At 50.4% G+C, this 19,353-nt stretch carries 15 protein-coding genes; 5 read left to right on the forward strand and 10 right to left on the reverse strand.

The genetic code is table 11. The features are described from left to right. Positions 1-91: 91 nt before the first annotated feature. Together fhuE and SC127_RS13220 are read right to left on the reverse strand one after the other, a co-directional pair. Positions 92-2,275 (reverse strand): ferric-rhodotorulic acid/ferric-coprogen receptor FhuE, encoded by a 2,184-nt coding sequence (fhuE, locus tag SC127_RS13215; protein WP_332627043.1) that lies wholly within the window; start codon positions 2,273-2,275, stop codon positions 92-94. Between the two features lie 480 nt (positions 2,276-2,755). After that, a complete protein-coding gene (locus SC127_RS13220) occupies positions 2,756-3,643 on the reverse strand; it encodes a LysR family transcriptional regulator (protein ID WP_243079364.1) in 888 nt (295 codons plus the stop codon). A gap of 368 nt (positions 3,644-4,011) precedes the next feature. Between SC127_RS13220 and SC127_RS13225 the strand changes: the two genes are divergently transcribed. Together SC127_RS13225 and SC127_RS13230 are read left to right on the forward strand one after the other, a co-directional pair. Beyond that, positions 4,012-5,307: a CitMHS family transporter gene (locus SC127_RS13225; protein WP_215848449.1), complete on the forward strand. Its 1,296-nt coding sequence runs from the start codon at positions 4,012-4,014 to the stop codon at positions 5,305-5,307. A 213-nt stretch (positions 5,308-5,520) separates the two neighbouring features. Then, entirely contained in the window at positions 5,521-5,922 is a 402-nt protein-coding gene (locus tag SC127_RS13230; protein WP_332626874.1) for an H-NS family histone-like protein, read from the forward strand. Positions 5,923-5,959: 37 nt separating this feature from the next. Here the strand turns inward: SC127_RS13230 and SC127_RS13235 are convergent, their stop codons facing one another. The 3 genes from SC127_RS13235 to SC127_RS13245 all read right to left on the reverse strand — a co-directional run bounded on the left by SC127_RS13235 (position 5,960) and on the right by SC127_RS13245 (position 9,403). Continuing rightward, entirely contained in the window at positions 5,960-6,865 is a 906-nt protein-coding gene (locus tag SC127_RS13235) for a LysR family transcriptional regulator (RefSeq protein ID WP_332626875.1), read from the reverse strand. 109 nt (positions 6,866-6,974) lie between these two features. Continuing rightward, positions 6,975-8,276: an LLM class flavin-dependent oxidoreductase gene (locus SC127_RS13240; protein WP_243079362.1), complete on the reverse strand. Its 1,302-nt coding sequence runs from the start codon at positions 8,274-8,276 to the stop codon at positions 6,975-6,977. A gap of 53 nt (positions 8,277-8,329) precedes the next feature. Continuing rightward, positions 8,330-9,403, reverse strand: coding sequence for an iron-containing alcohol dehydrogenase family protein (locus tag SC127_RS13245; protein WP_332626876.1), 1,074 nt, complete (start codon positions 9,401-9,403; stop codon positions 8,330-8,332). 252 nt (positions 9,404-9,655) lie between these two features. Between SC127_RS13245 and SC127_RS13250 the strand changes: the two genes are divergently transcribed. Genes SC127_RS13250 through SC127_RS13260 form a run of 3 tightly spaced genes read left to right on the forward strand, consistent with a single transcriptional unit; the run spans position 9,656 to position 12,659 of the window. Beyond that, on the forward strand, positions 9,656-10,204 hold the full coding sequence (locus tag SC127_RS13250; protein WP_332626877.1) for a GNAT family N-acetyltransferase: 549 nt from the start codon (positions 9,656-9,658) through the stop codon (positions 10,202-10,204). Further along, complete coding sequence (locus SC127_RS13255) at positions 10,201-11,334, forward strand: amidohydrolase (protein ID WP_332626878.1); 1,134 nt, start codon at positions 10,201-10,203, stop codon at positions 11,332-11,334. Before SC127_RS13250 ends, SC127_RS13255 begins: the two co-directional genes overlap by 4 nt. Then, positions 11,331-12,659 (forward strand): MmgE/PrpD family protein, encoded by a 1,329-nt coding sequence (locus SC127_RS13260; protein WP_332626879.1) that lies wholly within the window; start codon positions 11,331-11,333, stop codon positions 12,657-12,659. The genes SC127_RS13255 and SC127_RS13260 overlap by 4 nt, the downstream gene beginning before the upstream one ends. 84 nt (positions 12,660-12,743) lie before the next feature. On the opposite strand, the gene SC127_RS13265 is transcribed toward SC127_RS13260, so the two are convergent. The 5 genes from SC127_RS13265 to SC127_RS13285 all read right to left on the reverse strand — a co-directional run bounded on the left by SC127_RS13265 (position 12,744) and on the right by SC127_RS13285 (position 19,283). Beyond that, on the reverse strand, positions 12,744-15,059 hold the full coding sequence (locus SC127_RS13265) for a molybdopterin-dependent oxidoreductase (RefSeq protein ID WP_332626880.1): 2,316 nt from the start codon (positions 15,057-15,059) through the stop codon (positions 12,744-12,746). Between the two features lie 23 nt (positions 15,060-15,082). Continuing rightward, the gene (locus SC127_RS13270; protein WP_243079356.1) at positions 15,083-15,844 is read right to left on the reverse strand and encodes an amino acid ABC transporter ATP-binding protein; all 762 of its coding nucleotides are present in this window, start codon (positions 15,842-15,844) and stop codon (positions 15,083-15,085) included. Continuing rightward, on the reverse strand, positions 15,837-16,760 hold the full coding sequence (locus SC127_RS13275) for an amino acid ABC transporter permease (protein ID WP_243079355.1): 924 nt from the start codon (positions 16,758-16,760) through the stop codon (positions 15,837-15,839). The genes SC127_RS13270 and SC127_RS13275 overlap by 8 nt, the downstream gene beginning before the upstream one ends. Then, on the reverse strand, positions 16,757-17,635 hold the full coding sequence (locus SC127_RS13280; RefSeq protein WP_442955754.1) for an ABC transporter substrate-binding protein: 879 nt from the start codon (positions 17,633-17,635) through the stop codon (positions 16,757-16,759). Before SC127_RS13280 ends, SC127_RS13275 begins: the two co-directional genes overlap by 4 nt. Positions 17,636-18,197: 562 nt before the next feature. Further along, positions 18,198-19,283: a tyrosine-type recombinase/integrase gene (locus tag SC127_RS13285; RefSeq protein ID WP_243079353.1), complete on the reverse strand. Its 1,086-nt coding sequence runs from the start codon at positions 19,281-19,283 to the stop codon at positions 18,198-18,200. Positions 19,284-19,353: the final 70 nt, after the last annotated feature.

Genomic DNA, 19,353 nt, shown 5'->3' on the forward strand with positions numbered 1-19,353 from the left:
TTGAGAACGTTTTTTAAGAGGATTGTAAAGTTTGCAGTAAAAACGCCTCCTAAGAGGCGTTTTTACTACGGGATAAGCCAAGGCAAAAAAATCAGAAGCTGTAGCTCGCCGTTACCGAGACGTTACGCGGTTCGCCGTAAACCACATCACCATTGATATTGGTGTCGTATTTTTTGTCGAACAGGTTGTTAACGTTAGCTTGCAGCGCCAGCTGTTTGGTCAGCTGATAGCGGCTAAAGAGATCAACCAGCGCGTAGCTGCCCTGCTCAGAGTAGAAGGTGCCATTGCCGCTTGGGCCCGCGCTCTCTTTCCAGACGTGAGTTTGCCAGTTCACACCACCGCCAATGGTCAGATCCTGCAACATCGGCAGGCGATAACGGGTGAACAGTTTCAGCTGGGTGCGCGGCAGGTTTGGATTAACCGCTTCACCATCGCGATCTTCCGCAATGTAACGCGTGCCACCAAACGTCATCTGCCAGTTATCGGTTAGTGCGCCGTTGACTTCAAACTCCACGCCGCGGCTGACTGTGCCTTTTTTGGCTTCATATGCCGTGTCGGTTGATCCTTCAATGATGCGACCGGTGCTGACGCCGACATTATCCAGCTCGGTACGGAACACGGTGAATGACGTCGTCAGGCGACTATTAAACCAATCTGATTTCACACCCGCTTCATAGTTGTTACCTACAACCGGTGAAAGCGTCGCGCCACTGCTGTCACGGTTGGTTTGGGGTTTGAATACCGAGGTGTAACTCGCGTAAGTCGACCAGTTATCATTGATGTCATACACCAACCCACCATAAGGCGTGATGTTGTTTTTCTCTAAATCACCGGTCAGCGTGTTGTTGATCCAACGCGTGTAGCGGGCACCTAAAATCAGATGCAGCGGATCGGCCAGTGAAATGCGCGTTGCCATGTAAGCTGACTTCTGGCGCGTGGTGTCATCTTGCGCCAGCGAGCGCGGACCCCAATCTGTTTCAGGGAATTGACCGTTGTAGTTGTTGAAGTCACCCAACTCTTCCGGCGAAATATTGGCAAACGCACTGTAATACGTATTTTGCTGCTTACTGTAGCTCACGCCTGCCATCAATTCGTGGGTGCGCCCAAACAGCTCATACGGGCCGCTGGCAAAGGTATCCACTGCATCCACTTTACGCTTGCCGGTGTTATAACCTGTCCCACCCACTACCGGATAACCGGCATATTCCGACTGTCCAATACCGGTGACTTTGTCGAAGTATCCATCAATATAGAGCTGCTTACTGGCGAAATTGGTTTCGTTATGCGTACCGTTTAAGGTGAGCTGCCAGCCGTTATCAAACGCCTGCTGCAAATTGACAAAGACCTTTTTGGTCTCTTTGTTGTTGTAAGCCCAGTCCGGCGCGGTATTAAAGCCACGACGATAATCGGTTTTGCTGCCATCGGTGTAGTAACGCGGCAAGCCACCCCAGGTTGGGCTGTCGGCTTTATTTTCCTGATATTCATAACCCAACGACAAGGTGGTTGAGTCAGTCAGGTCTGCATCAACGATGGCAGATATAAATTTCTTTTCAGCACCGTAACGCTCAACGAAGCTGTTTTTATCTTCATAACCGGCAACGACGCGTCCGCGCACGTTACCTGATTCAGTCAGCGGAGTCTGAACATCGGCGACATAGCGCTGTTTATTCCAGCTGCCGTAGCTGGCGGAAAGGTCGCCCGTTGCCACTTTGCTGTTCGCATGTTTACGGATCATATTCACAGCTGCCGAAGGATTACCCGCGCCGACTAACAGGCCATTCGCACCACGGACGACTTCAATACGCTCATACAGCGCCGAGTCGGTTTGTGAATCGCCCAGGTTCCAGCGCTCTTCAAATACGCTGGGAATGCCGTCAATCATGTAGTTATCAATCAGGAAGCCGCGTGAATAGTAGGTTTTACGATCCATGTCAGCGGTGCTTTCCTGAATGCCAGTGGTGTTATTCAACACTTGTCCCAGCGATTGCAGCTGCTGATCCTGCATACGCTGCTGGGTAATAATACTGACCGACTGCGGAATATCACGCACGGTAGAGGTTAATTTTGTTCCTGCACGTGTCACGGGCACGCTGTAATCGGTGTTAGGCGTATCGGCAACATCATCCGCAGAGGATGCACTCACCACCATGGTCTGATCATCAGTGGCGGCGGGCACAGTCGTTTCTGCTGCTTGCACATTGTTGGTGAAGGCGGTAGCGACAACAGCCGCCAGCAAGGAGAGACGCAGAGGTTTGTTGTGCGCAAGCGAAGGCATGTTCGTTGCAGATTCCCTGACGCGCTTAACATCAAAAGACATCGGTAATTCCTCATTTATATTTTTGATTTTTTGCCACTGTTCACAGCCTTGCAGCCTGGCGGACGAAACCGCTGCGTTTCGCCTTTTTTCTGGGGGTTATCCCAGAAAACCCTCTCTGCGTACGTCTTCGCGCTGGCGTGATGTTGCCTTTAAAGCAAATGAGAAATATACGCATTGCTATTATCATTGCAAGAAATTGTTAGCAAATGATGCGAAATTTCTCGAACTTTTAACGTTCACTAAACGTGTTGATATCAAAGATATTTTGTGAAATATGGGAGGGCTTTTAAGTCAGAAGGCGCGGGAAATGTCTTGATTCGGTTAATGTTATTTCAAGATAGCAGCAGGATATTACTGATTTTTGGCCTGAATCAAGAAGATCCAGGCTGTAAGGTGAAGGCAAGGAAAGGTCACTCAGCGCTTAACAGCGCAGCACCTTTACCATTTCCAGCGCTTTTCCGCTAACTCTACTAACAAACGTGCCGCTGGCGATAATTCGCTGAGGGAGCGAAATTGCCAGCCAAACGTGCGTGGCATCATGACTAACGGTAAAGGGATTTCGATTAACGCCTCTCCGGCGCTTTCGCCTTGCAACAAACGTCGCGAGATAAAACTGAGCAGTTCAGTTTGTGCCAACATGCGCCGAAGCGGAGAAAGCGTGTTGCTTTCTACCTGCACGCGAGGCGCCGCATAGCCGCCGCTGCGTAAGCGCTGTTCAAGCCATTGTCGGGTCGCCACCTGTGGCGCGGGCAACAGCCAGCGATAGTGACCAAGTTGCTCGGGCGTTGGATGAATATTAGCGAGCGGGTGTGATTGACTGGCGGCGACCACCACCGGATCTTCCACCAGCGGACGGGTGATGAATTCACTGTTACTTTCAGGCAGGAAACCGAGAATCAGGTCCAGCTTGTTTTCACGCAGCCGGTTTTGTAAAAAGTCATTCAGCCCTACCTGAATTTCCACCACAACGCTGGGCGCTTGCTGCAGCAGTTCGTGCGTCAACTCAGGCAACATGAACTCAGCAGCTGTCGCTGCTACGCCCAAGCGGATTACCCCCGCCGTTCCGGTGCCTAAAGCATGCAAATCTTTTTTTGTCATCTGCATTAGCAGAACCACTTTTTGAGCGCGTTCACAAAGTAACAATCCGGCTTCCGTGAGCTGGATCCCGCGCCCTACTTTCAAAATCAGTTTGGTTGATGACGATTTTTCCAACCGCTGAATACATTTAGTTAACGCCGGTTGGGTGATACCAAGGGATTGCGCCGCTTTACCTAAATGCGCCGTTTCGCGAATCGCCAGCAAATAGGTGAGATCTTTAAGCTCCATTCATTCCCCAAAGGAATCGATTGATAATGATTGGAGAATATTATTTATTTTTCTCTCATGCCAGGCTTACCCCACGTTAACAAGGGAATAACAGAGTATTTAGCGGATATTTAATGAAGATTCGCGAGTCATCTCACAGAAATGAAAAAGGCGCGCCTCATTTTTAAGGAAAATAAGGGCGTTTATTGGCATAACGACGGCCTGCTTTTTTTAACTGAAAAGACCGGTGAATCTCAGCCTTAGCCATTTAATATTAATTACAAAACGTTATTAACTATTTCGGCGCCCCTGATCGCGCTGATTAATTTCGATACATATGTGATTTGTTTAACGCAAATCGGCAATGTCTTACTCTACAGGATATCACCATGCTGCTGATAATCAGTCTGCTTATGATAGTCACGTTTATTGGCTTATTAATGAGCAAAAAACTCTCTGCTCTAACGGCGTTAATATTTATTCCTACGCTGTTTGCCCTGTTTCTCGGACACAATACCGACGTGGGGGATATGGTGATTAAAGGTTTACGCACCGTCGCACCAACCGGCGTAATGTTAATCTTTGCCATGATCTATTTTATGAGCGTCACCGATGCCGGCATGTTTGATCCGGTAATTAAACGTATTGTTTCTGCTGTGGATGGCGACCCAGTAAAGATATTTTGTGGAACGGTCTTATTAGGCTTTATAGTTGCGCTGGATGGTGATGGGGCTACGGTGTATATGATTGTGCTTTCCGCTTTCCTACCCATTTATAAACGTATGGGTATTTCAACCCTTAAAGCGGCTTGTCTGTTATTACAATGTACCGGATTGGGCAATATGTTTCCTTGGGGTGGGCCGACCGCGCGCGCAGCAACAGCGATACATGCTGAGATAGGAACGCTTTTTGTCCCGATGTTGATTCCCTTAATTGCCTGTGTGATTTGGACCTTTGTTCTTGCCTGGATTTTGGGACGTCACGAACGCAAACGTATCGGCTGGCAAGCCACTACAGCCGCCGTCGAACACAAGCTAGAGTTTGAAATCACGCCTTGTCCAGCCTGGCGATTTTGGGCCAACTGGTTGCTTACGATTGCCTTGCTGGTGGTGTTGGTGTTGGGTGTGGTGCCCATGGCTTATCTGTTTATGTTAGCGACAGCCATTATGTTCATGATCAACTATCCATCGATCGGCCAGCAACAAGCGCAATTAACCCGACATGCTTCCGCTATTCTTTCGGTCGCGAGCCTGATTTTTGCAGCGGCGGTATTTACGGGGATTTTCTCTGGAACCGGTATGGCAAATACGCTAGCAGAAGCCATTGTGCGGGTAATCCCCGATGCATTAGGCCCTTATTTGGCGGTGATTACCGCGCTGTTGAGTATTCCAGTAACCTGGATGGTTTCTAATGATGTCTTTTATTTCGGCATGTTACCGGTACTGGTTAAGGCCGCCGGGCATTATGGCATCACGCCTTTAGAAATGGCCCGAGCGGCGCTGGTTGGACAGCCGGTACATATTTTGAGCCCGCTGGTCGCCTCGACTTATTTATTAGTCGGCATGCTTAAACTCGATTATGCACAAACACAGCGATATACCCTGCGTTGGTCATTCATTACCTGCATGGTGTTATTTTCTGTGAGTATCTTGGCGGGCTGCTTTCCCTTCTATCAAAACGCCTAAAATGAACACCTGCCCGTGAGGCGATATTTTAAACGATATCGCTGCGGGCACTTTTTTTAAGTCTTGTCTTTTTATGCGGAATGTTTAAAACGCCCCATTCTCAAAACAACGTAAATAGCGCATTTTCCTCTCGCTAAGATATTTCCTTCTGAATCTATTTTTCGTAAACTGCATTGCTTTATAAATATTCGTTTCATCTTTAAGGATTAATCAATGAGTGATGCGCTAAAGGCGTTGAATAACCTACGTACATTACGTGTTCAAGCCCGTGAAGTTGACATTGACACGTTAAATGAAATGCTTGAAAAGCTTTCTGTCGTGGTCGCTGAGCGTCGTGAAGAAGAAGAAGCTGCGTTAGCCTCTGAGCGTGAAAAAGCAGACAAGTTGGCGAAATATAAAGAAATGCTGTTAAACGACGGCATCGATATTTCTGATTTAACCAAGTTGGCATCTGTTGAAACTAAAAGTAAAGCCAAGCGTGCACCACGCCCGGCTAAATACCAATACACCGATGAAAACGGTGAGACTAAGTTCTGGACCGGTCAGGGCCGCACGCCTTCTCCAATCAAAAAAGCATTGGAAGCAGGCGGTTCATTGAACGACTTCCTGCTTTAATCATCATCGCGGCGCTTATTCCAGGCGCCGCGCTGCTTTACTGTATCGCGCTGGTCGTAAACAATACGTTGCGTAGCCAACGATAACCGGCATCACGATGCGTACGCTCATGCCATGCCACGCTTTTAGTAAAACCCGCAAGCGTCAGCGGCGGATTCATGATCTTTAACCCCTGCATATTCACCGCCAACCGGCGCGGCACCACCGCGATAAGATCGCTGACACGCAATATTTCCGGTAATACCAAAAAACTACTCACCGATAATGTCACGCGTCGTTTATAGCCTAACGTTGCCAACGCATCATCTGTGACACCGTGAAAATGCCCCCCCTGATAAGAGACCAAGGCGTGATCGAGTGAACAAAAGGTTTCTAGCGAAAGACGCTCTTCTGTCGCCGCAGGATGATCTTCACGTATCAGGCAAACGTACTCTTCATCAAATAGCGCCCGGCTATGTAATTCAACAGGCGTGGAATCAGGGGTCAGCAAGGCGACATCCACTTCACCGCGCTCCATCTGTAACTTCACTTGATCGTAAACCACCGGCACGACAGATACACGTATACCTGGTGCCTGCTGTCGAAGCGCAGCCATAAACGGAACAACCACAGCGCGTAACGCATAATCGGTCGCAGCAAGGGTAAATGTCATTTCAGCACGGGATGGTTCAAAGGCTTTTGGTTGAAGCAGCACGTTAACTTCAGACAATATCTGCTTGATGGGCGTGGCCAGTTCTAACGCACGAACGGTGGGTACGATACCGCGCTGAGTGCGCGTAAATAAAGGATCGTCAAAGCAGTCACGCAGCCGCGTTAACATGCCGCTCACCGCAGGTTGGGTCAGCGCCAGACGATCGGCTGCACGCGTCACGCTGCGTTCATCTAGCAAGGCGTCCAGCGCCTTGAGTAAATTCAAATCCAGCGTTCTGATATCAGTCGTCATGATGAAATTCGCGCTTATGAACAGAAACTCTGATTTCAGCACGCGGCACCGGTTACTGACAACCTTGAATCAATACCCGCGTTGCACATTCACAACGCGGGCCAAGGCGTTACGCCACCGGTAAACCGAGGTTTTCACGCAAAGTAGGATAAGCGTAATCTTCTGGGAATAAGCCCCGGCGGCGCAATTCAGGTATTACCAGCTCAACAAACAAGTCGAGCTGTTCCGGCATAATGGCAGGCATGATGTTGAATCCATCCGCGCCGCCCTGCTCCAGCCATAGCTGAAAATCGTCTGCAATATCTTCTGCCGTACCCACAATCACACGATGACCGCGTGATCCCGCGGCGATGGCTGCCAGTTCACGAAGAGTAAGGTTCTCACGCTTTGCCATCTCGGTCAGTAATTTCACCCGGCTTTGATTACCTTCACCCAGCGGAACTTCAGGCACAGGCCCATCCAGCGGATAGGTTGACAAATCCAGCCCGAAACGCAGCGAAAGTTGCTTCAAACCGTTATCGATATCGACCAGCGTGTTGAGCTCTTTCCACAGCGCTTTGGCGTCTTCACGCGTGCGCCCGACAATCGGCATTACGCCAGGCATAATCACCACATGTGCAGGATCACGACCGGCCGCTTCAACCTGCGCTTTCTGTGACTGATAAAACTGCTGAGCCTCTTCCAGGCTTGCCGCGGCGGTGAACACCACTTCGGCCGTTTCAGCCGCCAGTTTTTGACCATCCGTTGAAGAACCTGCTTCGATAATCACCGGGCGTCCTTGTGGTGATCGGGTAATATTCAGGGGGCCTTGAATCTGGAAATGCTCACCTTGATGGTTCACTGACTTAATCTTCTCATCCACAAAGTAGCGGCCGCTGGCTTTATCAGGTTGCACCGCGCCCTCTTCCCAGCCTTGCCAAAGTTTATTCGCGACGTCTAAAAATTCGCGTGCGCGTCCATAACGTTCGGCGTGATCTGGCATATCTTCACGACTGAAATTACGTGCTACGTCGGCTGAAAACGAGGTCACAACGTTCCATGCAGCACGTCCACGGCTGATATGGTCAAGTGACGAAAATGCGCGAGCCAACGTGAACGGATCGCTGAACGTCGTTGATGCGGTGGCTGCCAGGCCAATACGCTTAGTGTGCGTCGCCAATGCCGAAAGCAGCGTGAGCGGCTCAAGCCGCGCCATGGTTGAGGGTAAGCGATACATGCTTGTTGCAAGGGCATCACCGACAAAAAACAGATCAAACCGACCCGCTTCCGCTTTCTTTGCCAGCGTAATCAGCCAGTCGATATCCGTAGGCGCTCCTAACTGTTCGGTCAAGCGCCAGCCACTAACGTGATGGCCCACCGGCTGGACAAAAAGCCCGAGGCGCAAACGCGTATTACTGTTTTGGTTACTCATACTTTTCCCTTGAATGATGTAAAACCGCGTAGCCGCGATAAAAAAATGTGCAATTAAGAAAGGGTGTCGGTGGCGAGCAGTGCTTGTTCTAACGCTTCCGGCGACACGGTAAAGGGTAAACGCGCAGCGCTGGCAGCAGGAAAGCGAATCGCCTGTGCAAGTTGACGTATGACTTGCTGACGATTCTGATGGAACGCCGGCAGCCTTAACGGCGTGTCAAAACATGTTAATAACGCCACCAAATCAGCGTCTGGCTGACCTTCTGCGTGTTCCATAATCGACTGCACCAGCAAACTAAAACCCACCTTTTCTCCGTGCAGCCAGTGATGCAGTTCGGGTAGATGGGTTAATTGATTATGTATGGCGTGAGCGAATCCCGGCGTCGGTAAATCATCGCGCATGCTGTTAGCCAAGCCTGCCAACACAATATTGGCGTCAATGACTTTTTCCAGCGCGGGCGTAATCTGTTTTTGCTGATTGGCTTCAATCGCTTGTTGGCCCCATTGGCGATAAGCCTCAACCGCCCGTTGCGCAGCCATGACTTTGAGATCCAGCGCCAGGCTTTCTGGATTGTGACGTTGATAAGGACGGAATTCATACCACTTCGCCAGCGCATCAACGATGCCCGCTTTTAAATAACGCACATCGCTTTGGGCGATGACTTCGCTGTCAACCAAGACCAGCACTGGCATTTTGCGTAACGGCTGGCTGCGTAAATGACCGCCTTGCTCATTATAAATGATGGCGATCGGTGACCAGGCTGCACATGTTGCCGCGACAGTCGCAAAGTTGATGACCACCACATTGTCTAACGCATCTCCGGCTGCCTTTGCACAATCCAATACACGACCGCCACCCACAGCAAAAATAACCGTGGCGTCCTGCTCAATAACATTATTCTTAAAGCGATTAATCGCCGCATCGGTACATTCACCGTTTAAATATTCCAGCTGCCATTTAATATCAGCATTGTTTAACGCCTGCGTTAATTCTGAATTAACCACATGCCAGGCTGTTTCAGACGTCAAGATACGAATGTTTTTTCCGTAAGGAGCAAGATATTCCCCTAATTTTTTTCGAATGCCGGACTGTTGGATATAAGCTTGCGGGGATTTGATCGCTAACACGTAAACGTCCTGAGTGATTTTTATGTTTTAAATAACTAACATAAACAATAGGATAAATGACACTTAGCTAAATTTCATCGATGGCTTCATATTACGTAAAATATGCCGTTACGCAATCTGAAACCGACAAATCGCTTTTCACATTTAAGCATTACTATATTCACTTTTCACATATAGCCCGCGAAACGTTTACTGTTAATCTGACCAACAAATAAAAAGTACAACTGTTTAAAATTTAAATCGGGATTGATTATGCCACTTACTTTTCGCCAGGTTAAAGAAGATGAAGTCGATGAATATTTATCTCTCATGCTCGCGGCTTATGCTGCAGTCAAAGCGTTAGGCATTCATTTCGATGCAGCCACTGCCGATCGCGATAAAGCGTTACGCCATCTGCAAAGTCATGGCGTTTACGCGCTTTATAAAGACAAGGTAATGGTTTCATCCGTGACGGTGCGTTATCCGTGGGGCCCGCTGCCGGGGCCTTTTGGTTTACCGCATATCGGCTGGTTTGGTGCAGATCCCGATTACGCCGGGCAGGGATTTGGTCAGCAAATTCTGCAGCACCTCGAGCAGGATATCCTTATTGGTCAACTTCGCGCGCCTGCCGTTTCTCTGGGCACGGCCGCCCGCCATCCCTGGTTAAAAGAGATGTACCTAAAGCGCGGTTTTATGCCGATGCACACCACCGATCTCGGTAAAGGCCACATCACGCTTTATATGAAAAAAGTGCTTAATAGCGCATTACACGAGACATGGCTTTCGCGTCAAAGTCATCAATTACAGGACGTCGCTAAATGAGCACACTCGATGAACAGGCGTTAATTGCATTTCGCCATGAATTGCACCGTTACCCAGAGCTCTCCAACGAGGAATTTGAAACCACTGCGCGCTTGCGGGCGCAGTTGGAGCACCATGAAATCCGAATTCTCGATTTGCCTTTAGCCACGGGTTTAGTGGCAGAGATTGGTTCAGGCGAAGGCCCGCTCGTGGTGCTGCGTTCTGATATCGATGCTTTGCCAATTGAAGAACAATCTGATGTGTCATTCCGTTCTGAACGCCCCGGCGTGATGCACGCTTGTGGTCATGATTTTCACAGCTGCGCCGCGTTGGGTGCCGCTATCTTACTAAAACAGCAGGAAGCGCAGTTAGCCGGGCGGGTGCGTATTTTATTCCAGGCAGCAGAAGAAACCGGACAGGGCGCACCCGTTTTGTTGGCGACCGGCGCATTACACGATGCCGCAGTGATCTTTGGCATTCACAACGATCCGACTTTGCCGCCAGGCGTCATCGGCAGCAAGGCTGGCCCGCTGACCGCCGCAGTTGATCGTTTCAAGGTGACGGTTCGCGGCATCGGCAGTCACGCCGCGCGTCCCCATGAAAGCATCGATCCCATTGTCATCGCCGGGCAAATTGTTACGGCCCTGCAAACGCTGATCAGCCGCAATGCGCCATCAAATGACAATGCGGTGGTGTCAGTTACGCAAATTCACAGCGGCACCACCTGGAATGTGATCCCGGATAGCGCCTGGCTCGAAGGAACGGTGCGTTCCTTTTCAGCCGAAACACGTGAATTACTTTCTCAACGTTTTCATCAGATCATTAATGGCATTGCTGCTGCGTTTAATGCTCAGGTTGAGATTGACTGGCAAGCGGGGCCACCCTCGGTGGTCAATGATGCAAACTGGGTTGAGTTTGCGCTGGAACAGGCAAGCCAAAGCGGCTTCGAGGCACGTGTAGTGGAAGCCAGCCCCATTGGTGAAGACTTTGCTTTCTATCAACAGGCGCTGCCTGGCGCTTTTATGATGATTGGCACCGGCGAACCCTACGCGCTGCATCATCCCGCTTTTCGTGTAAATGATGATGTTTTAGCGCCAACCGCTCGTTATCTGTCTGAACTTGCTGTGAAAGCGCTGGTAAAAGCTTCATGAATTTAACCGCTGATTTAGCCCATTTAGTTGTGCATTCTCAGCCTGATGAGCAGGCACATCAGGCTGCTAAACGAGGCGTGAAAGATTTTATCGCCGTCGCCTGGCCGGTGTTACAACGTCACGTAATTGACAGCGGTTTGCCTACGCTACGCACTCTTTATGATGTGAAAGAGCCGCGATCGCGCGCGCTGTTGCTGGGATACGCCGGACATGCCCTGGATTTTGATGATTTTCATGCGGATTTCCGTGGGCACCCCAGCACCGTTATTCTGCCTGCACTGATGGCATGGATATACCAGGCTGAAAGTGTGGATCTGAACCGTTTTCTGGATGCTTACATTTTGGGTGTTGAAGTGGCAGGCCGTCTCGGTTTGGCCGTTACGCAACAGCATTACACATTGGGTTATCACAATACCGCGTCGCTTGGCACGCTGGCCGCTGCTGCTGCCCTGGCGCGATTAACAGAAGCCACCGAAGCCCAAACCGCGGTGCTGCTGGGTATCGCGGCAACGCAGGCCAGCGGCTTACGAGCACAATTTGGATCGGCAGTTAAACCTTTACACGCAGGCTTAGCCGCTGAACGAGCCGTGAGTGCCACGCAACTGGCGCTGGCCGAATTCCACGGGCAAGCCAGTACGGTGCTGGAAGCCTTTATAGCCAGTAGCAGCCAGGGTCAGCATCAACCTGAACGCCTGATTACTCACTGGGGAAATCCCTGGCGGATCAGCTCGCCAGGGCTTGAATATAAACCTTTTGCCACCTGTAGCGGCACGCACAGCGCAGCCGAGGCCGCACGTGCAATACGCGAACAAGGACTTGCCAACGGTGAATCGCTGGAGAGTTTTCTGCGTAAAATTGAACGGATTGACGTGGCCTTTCCTCCGGGCGGCGATATCGCTGCATCCGTGCGCGTGCCCAAAAATGGTATCGAGGCGCGTTTTAGTCTCGAATACGTTATTGCTGCCATGCTGATTTATAACGAGCTGCGCATGACTGACTTTGCCGAAGGTGACGTGAATACTGACGTGCTCGCATTGGCTGCAAAGGTGCATCGCTGTCCTGACGAAACCGCCCCGCCGGATGCCTTAAACCCCGGGCTGAGATTTCATGACGTTGCTGTTCAACGTAGTGATGGAAAGACGTTACGTTGCCAACAAACACGTCAACAATCTTTGGCCACGCCGGTTGACGTTGAGGGTAAATTGCAGCGAGCGCTGGAAGCGGGATCACCTGAACAATGTGAAGCCATGCTGAAAGCCTGTGAACTGCGCAATGACGCTGATTTAACCCAATTAACCGCTGCCGTTTTTAACGCATTACATTGAAATCAAAAAATGAAAACAAGAGGCTCAGGCGTGATATAGCGCCTGAGCCTCTCTTATTTATTTGTTGAAACTCAACGCTAAGTCTCAAACGTGCCGGTAAGCCTCGAACGGCTTTGAAATAGCCGCTTCAGGCGGTAGAAAAGCGCGAACGTCAGGCGCATCGCCCAAAAATTTCCTCACCTCTATCACCGTGATCTGGCCGGTACACCCCTGCGCCAGCGAAGATGTGCCAATATCGTTGGTTAAGACATTCGGGTTGCCGTGACGACACAAAGGCCGGGCTGCATGCACATCTACCGGGTCATACCAAGCGCCGGTCGGAAGCTGAATAACGCCAGGCATAACATCTGTGGTCACGCGAGCGCTGGCCAGTACGTGTCCGCGTAGATTAAACAGCTCAATAACATCACCCTGTTTAATGCCGCGCCGACTGGCATCTGTCGGGTTGAGGCTGCACACCTCACGTCCATTTTGTTTACCGCTTTGACTGTAGGCTCCAAAATCGAGTTGGCTGTGCAGTCGCGTTGCGGGTTGATTGGCAATCAGCCAAAGCGGATATTCTGCATTCGGTTTTTCACGCGGCTCACGCCAAACCGGATGTCCAGGACAGCTCTCGTAACCGAAACTGGCAATGGTCGCCGAGTAGATTTCGATTTTTCCGCTTGCCGTAGGCAGCGGCTTAGCATCGGGATCGGCGCGAAAAGCGTTGATCATGCGTCCGGCATCGTTCAACTGCGGCAGCGTTAAGAAACCTTGTTGCCAAAAGTCATCAAAATCGGGGGTGCTGACGCGGTGCGCCGCTAATTTTTCCTGCATTTGACCATAGAGATGACGTAACCAACCTTGTGTATCGCGCCCTTCGGTAAACGCCTGCTCGCCGCCTAAACGTTTAGCCAGCTCGGTGAAGATCACATAATCATCTTTTGCCTGGGCATAAGGCGCGGCAACCGGTTGCATGGCAATCAAGTGGCGATCGGTTGGGGCGCCGCCAATATCTTCTCGCTCCAGCGTCATGGTCGCTGGCAACACAATGTCTGCGTGACGAGCAGTGGCGGTCCAGGCAATTTCGTGCACGATCAACGTATCAAGCCGACAGAATCCACGTCGTAAACGCGCTAAATCCTGATGATGATGAAACGGATTGCCGCCTGCCCAGTAGGCCAGTTTGATGTCGGGATAGGTTAAACGGCGTCCGTTATAATCAAACTTTTCACCTGGATGCAGCAACATATCAACGATGCGCGCCACAGGAATAAAGCGATCAATACCATTTTTACCCTGCGGCAACGCCGGGAAGCTCACCAGATTATGTTGTTTACCGTAATGACCCAGCGCGCCAAGTGCATAGGTATAGCCGCCGCCCGGTAAACCCGGTTGGCCCAATGCCGCCGCTAACACTAATCCAAGCCACACCGGCTGTTCACCGAATTCTGCGCGCTGAAGCGCATGGGCCACCGTGACAAGCACGCGTCGACCCTGTAACGAGCGGGCAATATCCCTAATATGATCTGCTGACAGACCACAAATCTGCGCTGCCCATTCTGCATCGCGTTTCACGCCATCCTCTTCACCGAGGATATACGCTTTCATTGTCTCCCAACCGACACAGTAACGCGCCAGAAAGGCTTCATCGGTTAACTGATGTTCAATCAGCACGGCAAGCAAACCGAGGATAAAGGCCGCATCGGTGCCGGGATTCAGCGCTATCCATTCACCCTGGGCTTCAGCCGGGAGATCGCTTTTTAGCGGGCTAACTGAAACAAAGCGTGCGCCACGTGTGGAAGCCTGCTGCATGTAGCCGCGCTCGGTGTGTTCGCTGACGCCACCGCTGGCAACCTGTGAATTTTTTAATGCTAAGCCACCGAATGCCAGGACGATGTCGCTGTGTTCGGCAATCTCTTGCCAGCTGACCCCACGCCGGGCAATTTCATTCATGTCGCCCACAATGTGCGGCAACAACACCGATGCGGAACCTGAGCTGTAGCTGTTAACCGAACGAACGTAGCCGCCAAGGGTGGTGTTCAGAAAGCGATGAACCTGACTTTGGGCATGGTGAAAGCGGCCAGCGCTGGACCAGCCATACGATCCACCGAAAATCCCTTCCGGCCCATAACTGTTTTTAACGCGAGTGAGCTCAGCGGCGATCAGGGAATAAGCGTGATCCCAACTCACCGCCACAAACTCATCATCGCCACGGCGTGAGTCTGCGCCAGGCCCCTTCTCCAGCCAGCCGCGACGGATCATCGGTTGCGTCACGCGCGCCGGATGATCGAGAACCTGCGTAAAGTTGCTAAGTAGCGGGCTGGGATCGGGATCGCCGCGGAAGGGCTCAATAATTAACGAATTGCCGTTAGGGTGCGCGCGAAAAGCACCCCAGTGCGAACTGTGCATACTGGACATAATATTCCCAGTTAAAACGGTGCCTAAAGCACCGTTGAAATGAAATTACGTACGCGACCATTTTCAGGATCATCCAGCACCTGCTGGGTTGGGCCTGCAGCCACTATCGCCCCCGCCTCCATGAACACGATGTTATCGGCCACTTCACGCGCAAAGCCGATTTCATGTGTAACAATCACCATAGTGATGCCGGAGTGTGCCAGTTGCTGAATGACCTGGAGTACTTCCCCCACCAGCTCTGGATCTAACGCGGAAGTGGGTTCATCAAACAGCATTACGCCGGGATCCATCGCTAAGGCACGGGCAATCGCCACGCGCTGCTGTTGTCCACCCGACAGATTTTGCGGCCATTCATCTTCGCGCCCCGCCAGTCCCACCTGTTGCAGCAATTTTCTGCCTTTCTCGGTTGCTTGCTGACGGCTCTGTTTTTTCACCCGCATGGGCGCATCAATAATGTTCTGCAACACGGTACGGTGCGGGAAAAGGTTGAACTGCTGAAACACCATACCAATCTGACTGCGTTGCCGCGCTACGTCTCGGCTATTGAGTTCGTGCAGCGCCTGGCCCTTCTGCTTATATCCCACCATTTCGCCCCCAATACGGATGGTGCCACCATCGAGCTTTTCGAGATGGTTAATGCAGCGTAACAGGGTTGATTTGCCTGAACCGGATGGGCCGAGGATCACCGTGACCGAACCCGCTGGAATATCAAGGTTTACCGCATCCAAAATCGTGTTACCGGAAAAGCGCTTAGTGACTTTACGTAACGTAATTGCTTCAGCCATTGCTGACACTCCTTGCGGCTTTAGGCAGCGTAAAACCGGTAATAATGCTCAGCCAACCACGCTTTTCCTGGCGCGTGACGCCACGGGAGAAGTAGCGTTCAACATAATATTGTCCGATCGACAACACCGAGGTCATCAGCAGATACCACAAGGTGGCAACTAACAGCAGCGGGATCACTTCATAAGTACGCTGGTAAATAATCTGCGCAGAGAACAGAACGTCCTGAAGTGAGATAACTGAAACCACGGCGGTCGTTTTAAGCTGACCGATAATTTCGTTACCCGCAGGCGGCAGAATGGCGCGCATCGCCTGCGGTAAAACGGTATGACGAAAAATTTGTGCTGGTCGATAACCCAACGCACGGGCCGCTTCAAGCTGACCATTTCCTACGCTTTGGATGCCGGCTCGCACAATTTCAGCCGCATAAGCAGATTGGTGCATGACTAAGGCGATCACTGCTGCACTGAACGGACTCACTAACGCGTTAGATTGCGCACTCCAAAGCTCACCGACTCCCGGCAAAGAGAGCGCAATTGTGGGGTAAAGTGCCGCGATGTTGTACCACAGAAACAGTTGCACCAGCATCGGCACACCGCGGAAGAACCAGGTGTAAGCCCAGCTCACCGCAACCAATACTGGATTGGATGAGAGTCGCATCAAGGCCAGTACGGTTCCGAAAGCAAAACCGAGCACGACTGATATGGCGGTGAGCTGTAGCGTCATCAAAACGCCCTGCAGAATTGACGCTTCAGTAAAACTCTCTGCGATAACGCCCCACTCAAAGCGTGGGTTGTTCATCATCGAATGCGCCATTGCCACTACGCAGAACAGCACCACCAAGGCGCTGAACCAACGACCGTAATAGCGTTTACTTACGATGCGTAAATCATCAGTGTGTTCGGAATGTGAACTCATTTGAAAATCTCTTCGTTACGTTTGGCTTCCGTTACTGCTCCGAAACCAATGCCCCAATGATCGAGAATTTTTTGGTAGTTGCCATCTTTGATCAGAGAATTCAGCGCGGTCTGGACAGCAGGTTCAAGCGGAGAATCTTTCGGGAAAGCAACGGAAACCGGCGCGTCATCAACATGGATTTCACCGCTCAACGCCAAAGGTTTGATCAGCTTGGTCTGCCAGCTCAGGCCCTCATAAGGGCCAAAAAACATCGGCACGCGACCACTTACAACAGCCTGAACACCAGCAGGACGATCGGGAAATACCGCCACTTTGATCGGCTGCTTACCAGCGGCTTCACAGGCTTTGCTGGCTTGTTCCAGTCGCATGATTTGCGTTGTTCCCGCGCCTGCACCGACCTCTTTACCGCATACGGCATCAAAGGCGGTAAAAGGGGCAATGTTGGCAGACTTCAGAGAAATTATGCCGAGGCGACTGGCGTTATAGTAGCCAACAAAATCGACCTGTTTCAGGCGCGTTTGCGTGGCATTGATGTTAGATAAGGCAACATCGTAGCGACCGGTTTTTAAACCCGGAATGATATTGTCGAAACCGCCGGTATCGCGCCATTGCACTTTGATACCCAGACGTTCACCCACCGCATTCATGATGTCGATTTCACGGCCTGCCAGGGTTTTATTGTCTTCCTTAAAGAAGGTGGTTGGCGGCGTATTAGGGTTGGTTCCAGCGACGATATATCCGCGCTGAGTAATATCTGGCGGCAGCAGGCTCTTTAGTTTGGCATCGGCATCGACATGCAGCGAACTGTCAGTGGGAACAGAAACATCGGCAGCGTTAGCGAAGTGAGTGGCCATTACGAGCGCTAATAAGGTCATTCCTTTAGTTAATTTCACTGGAACCTTTCTCCTGATAAGAATCATCAAATATTCTCCAAAATGGGAGAATTAACATCATCAAAGTAAATCGTTTATAACGTTACACCGCCGCCAATTCATTGGCTGTCGCTGACGCAGATCATTGTCTGTGAATATATGCATCTATAACAAATGCGAAAAACATCTAAGCTTTTGCTAAAAATGACTTTAGGAAGGGTATTTAGGAATAAAGCTATGCCGGGGGTTATTACCCTATACTTTTAAAAGAGAAAGTCGTGTTTATAGTCATTAATTAAATCAAACAGTAAAGCCAGGTAAGACGGCCTAAAAAAATCAATACATACAATAAGTTTGATGCAATTCGACATAAAACAGCCGATCAATCCAACCGCCAGACATAAGATTAATCGCGATGCATCAACCCTTTATTGCTCTAAAGAATTAAAGCAATATCGTTATAGGTATTCCGTTAAGTTATTAGATATAACCTTTAAAATCTATTTTAAGTCACTCACATCAATCTTAACGCTTATTTATTATTTACTGCTTATTTTAATTATAGTCATGATGACATGAACATGAGTGACATATCACTCAAGGCTAACTTTTCACCTTCGAATCGATGCCGCAATGCATAATAACTTTCACAGGACGTAATTTGCAGTAAAGCATCTGAATAGTTATTTAGCGCCTCACGCATTTGGTCCAAATAATTATGTGTATCATAAACGCGGTCAATTCCTTCCAGTGCATGGTTCATGATTTTTCGAGCGACATCGTTTGGCGTATCTAATGCAGATAACTTCGAACGTGCGGTTCGACGCAGGTCTCGCGGTGAAAATGGCTCAAGCCCTAATCCGCGCGGTGCCCGAATCATCCGCCGCAATGCCTGGTTAAGTGCGCCTTTCGATAGCGGTTGCTGCGCATCACGCGGCGCGGGAACTAGCCAGGGCGATCGCGAATCCGATGATTTTATTAACTGTTCGATACAAAGACGCATCAGCGGTGAAATCGGCAAAATGTGTTCGCGCTGCGACTTGTTACGCGTGCCCTGCTTCCACAAACCCAATTGCAGATCAAACTCAGATTTCTGGGCCTGAATAATTTCATCTGGACGCCGCGCACTCGCCAGGCACAAACGCAGCGCCCAGCGCGCTTGTTCAGAAAGCGCCCAGTTATCAAGCCCATGCCAAAAAACCCAGATTTCGGCGTCAGATAATTGTCGGGTTCGAGGCGGCGTAGCGCGCCCGGCCACATCGCGTTTTTTCATGGAGGCGATTGGCGAATGATCGAGATAACCCTGAATTTCCGCCCAGGCTAAAAACTGTTTAGTTAAGGCAAAAACGCGCCGCGCTTCTTCTTTTTTACCGTCAGCGATCAGGATGTTGTAAAGGCGATTCAATCGTAACCGGGTAATGCTTTTCAGCGGAAGTGAGCCGATCTGCGGCAGCACATGTTTGAGTAAAGATGAGATAGCGATCTCGGGTCGACGTCGAGTAACCAGTAACGAAAGTTTTACCCACACTTTCATCACCTGCTCTACCGAGCCTTCATCACCAAAATTATCGAGTTGGCCAAGTGAAGAGGTTTTGATGTCGTCCAGCCAAACCAAAACATGACGACCAACGTGTGATGAAGACAGTGTCATTTGCAAACTTTCCCCTTTCCAACGCGCAGCTACACAGATGCTAAACGACGCATTTTACTGTCCAATTGCT

Source organism: Pantoea sp. T14 (assembly GCF_036663535.1).
In the GTDB taxonomy this organism is placed as follows: Bacteria; Pseudomonadota; Gammaproteobacteria; order Enterobacterales; family Enterobacteriaceae; genus Pantoea; species Pantoea phytostimulans.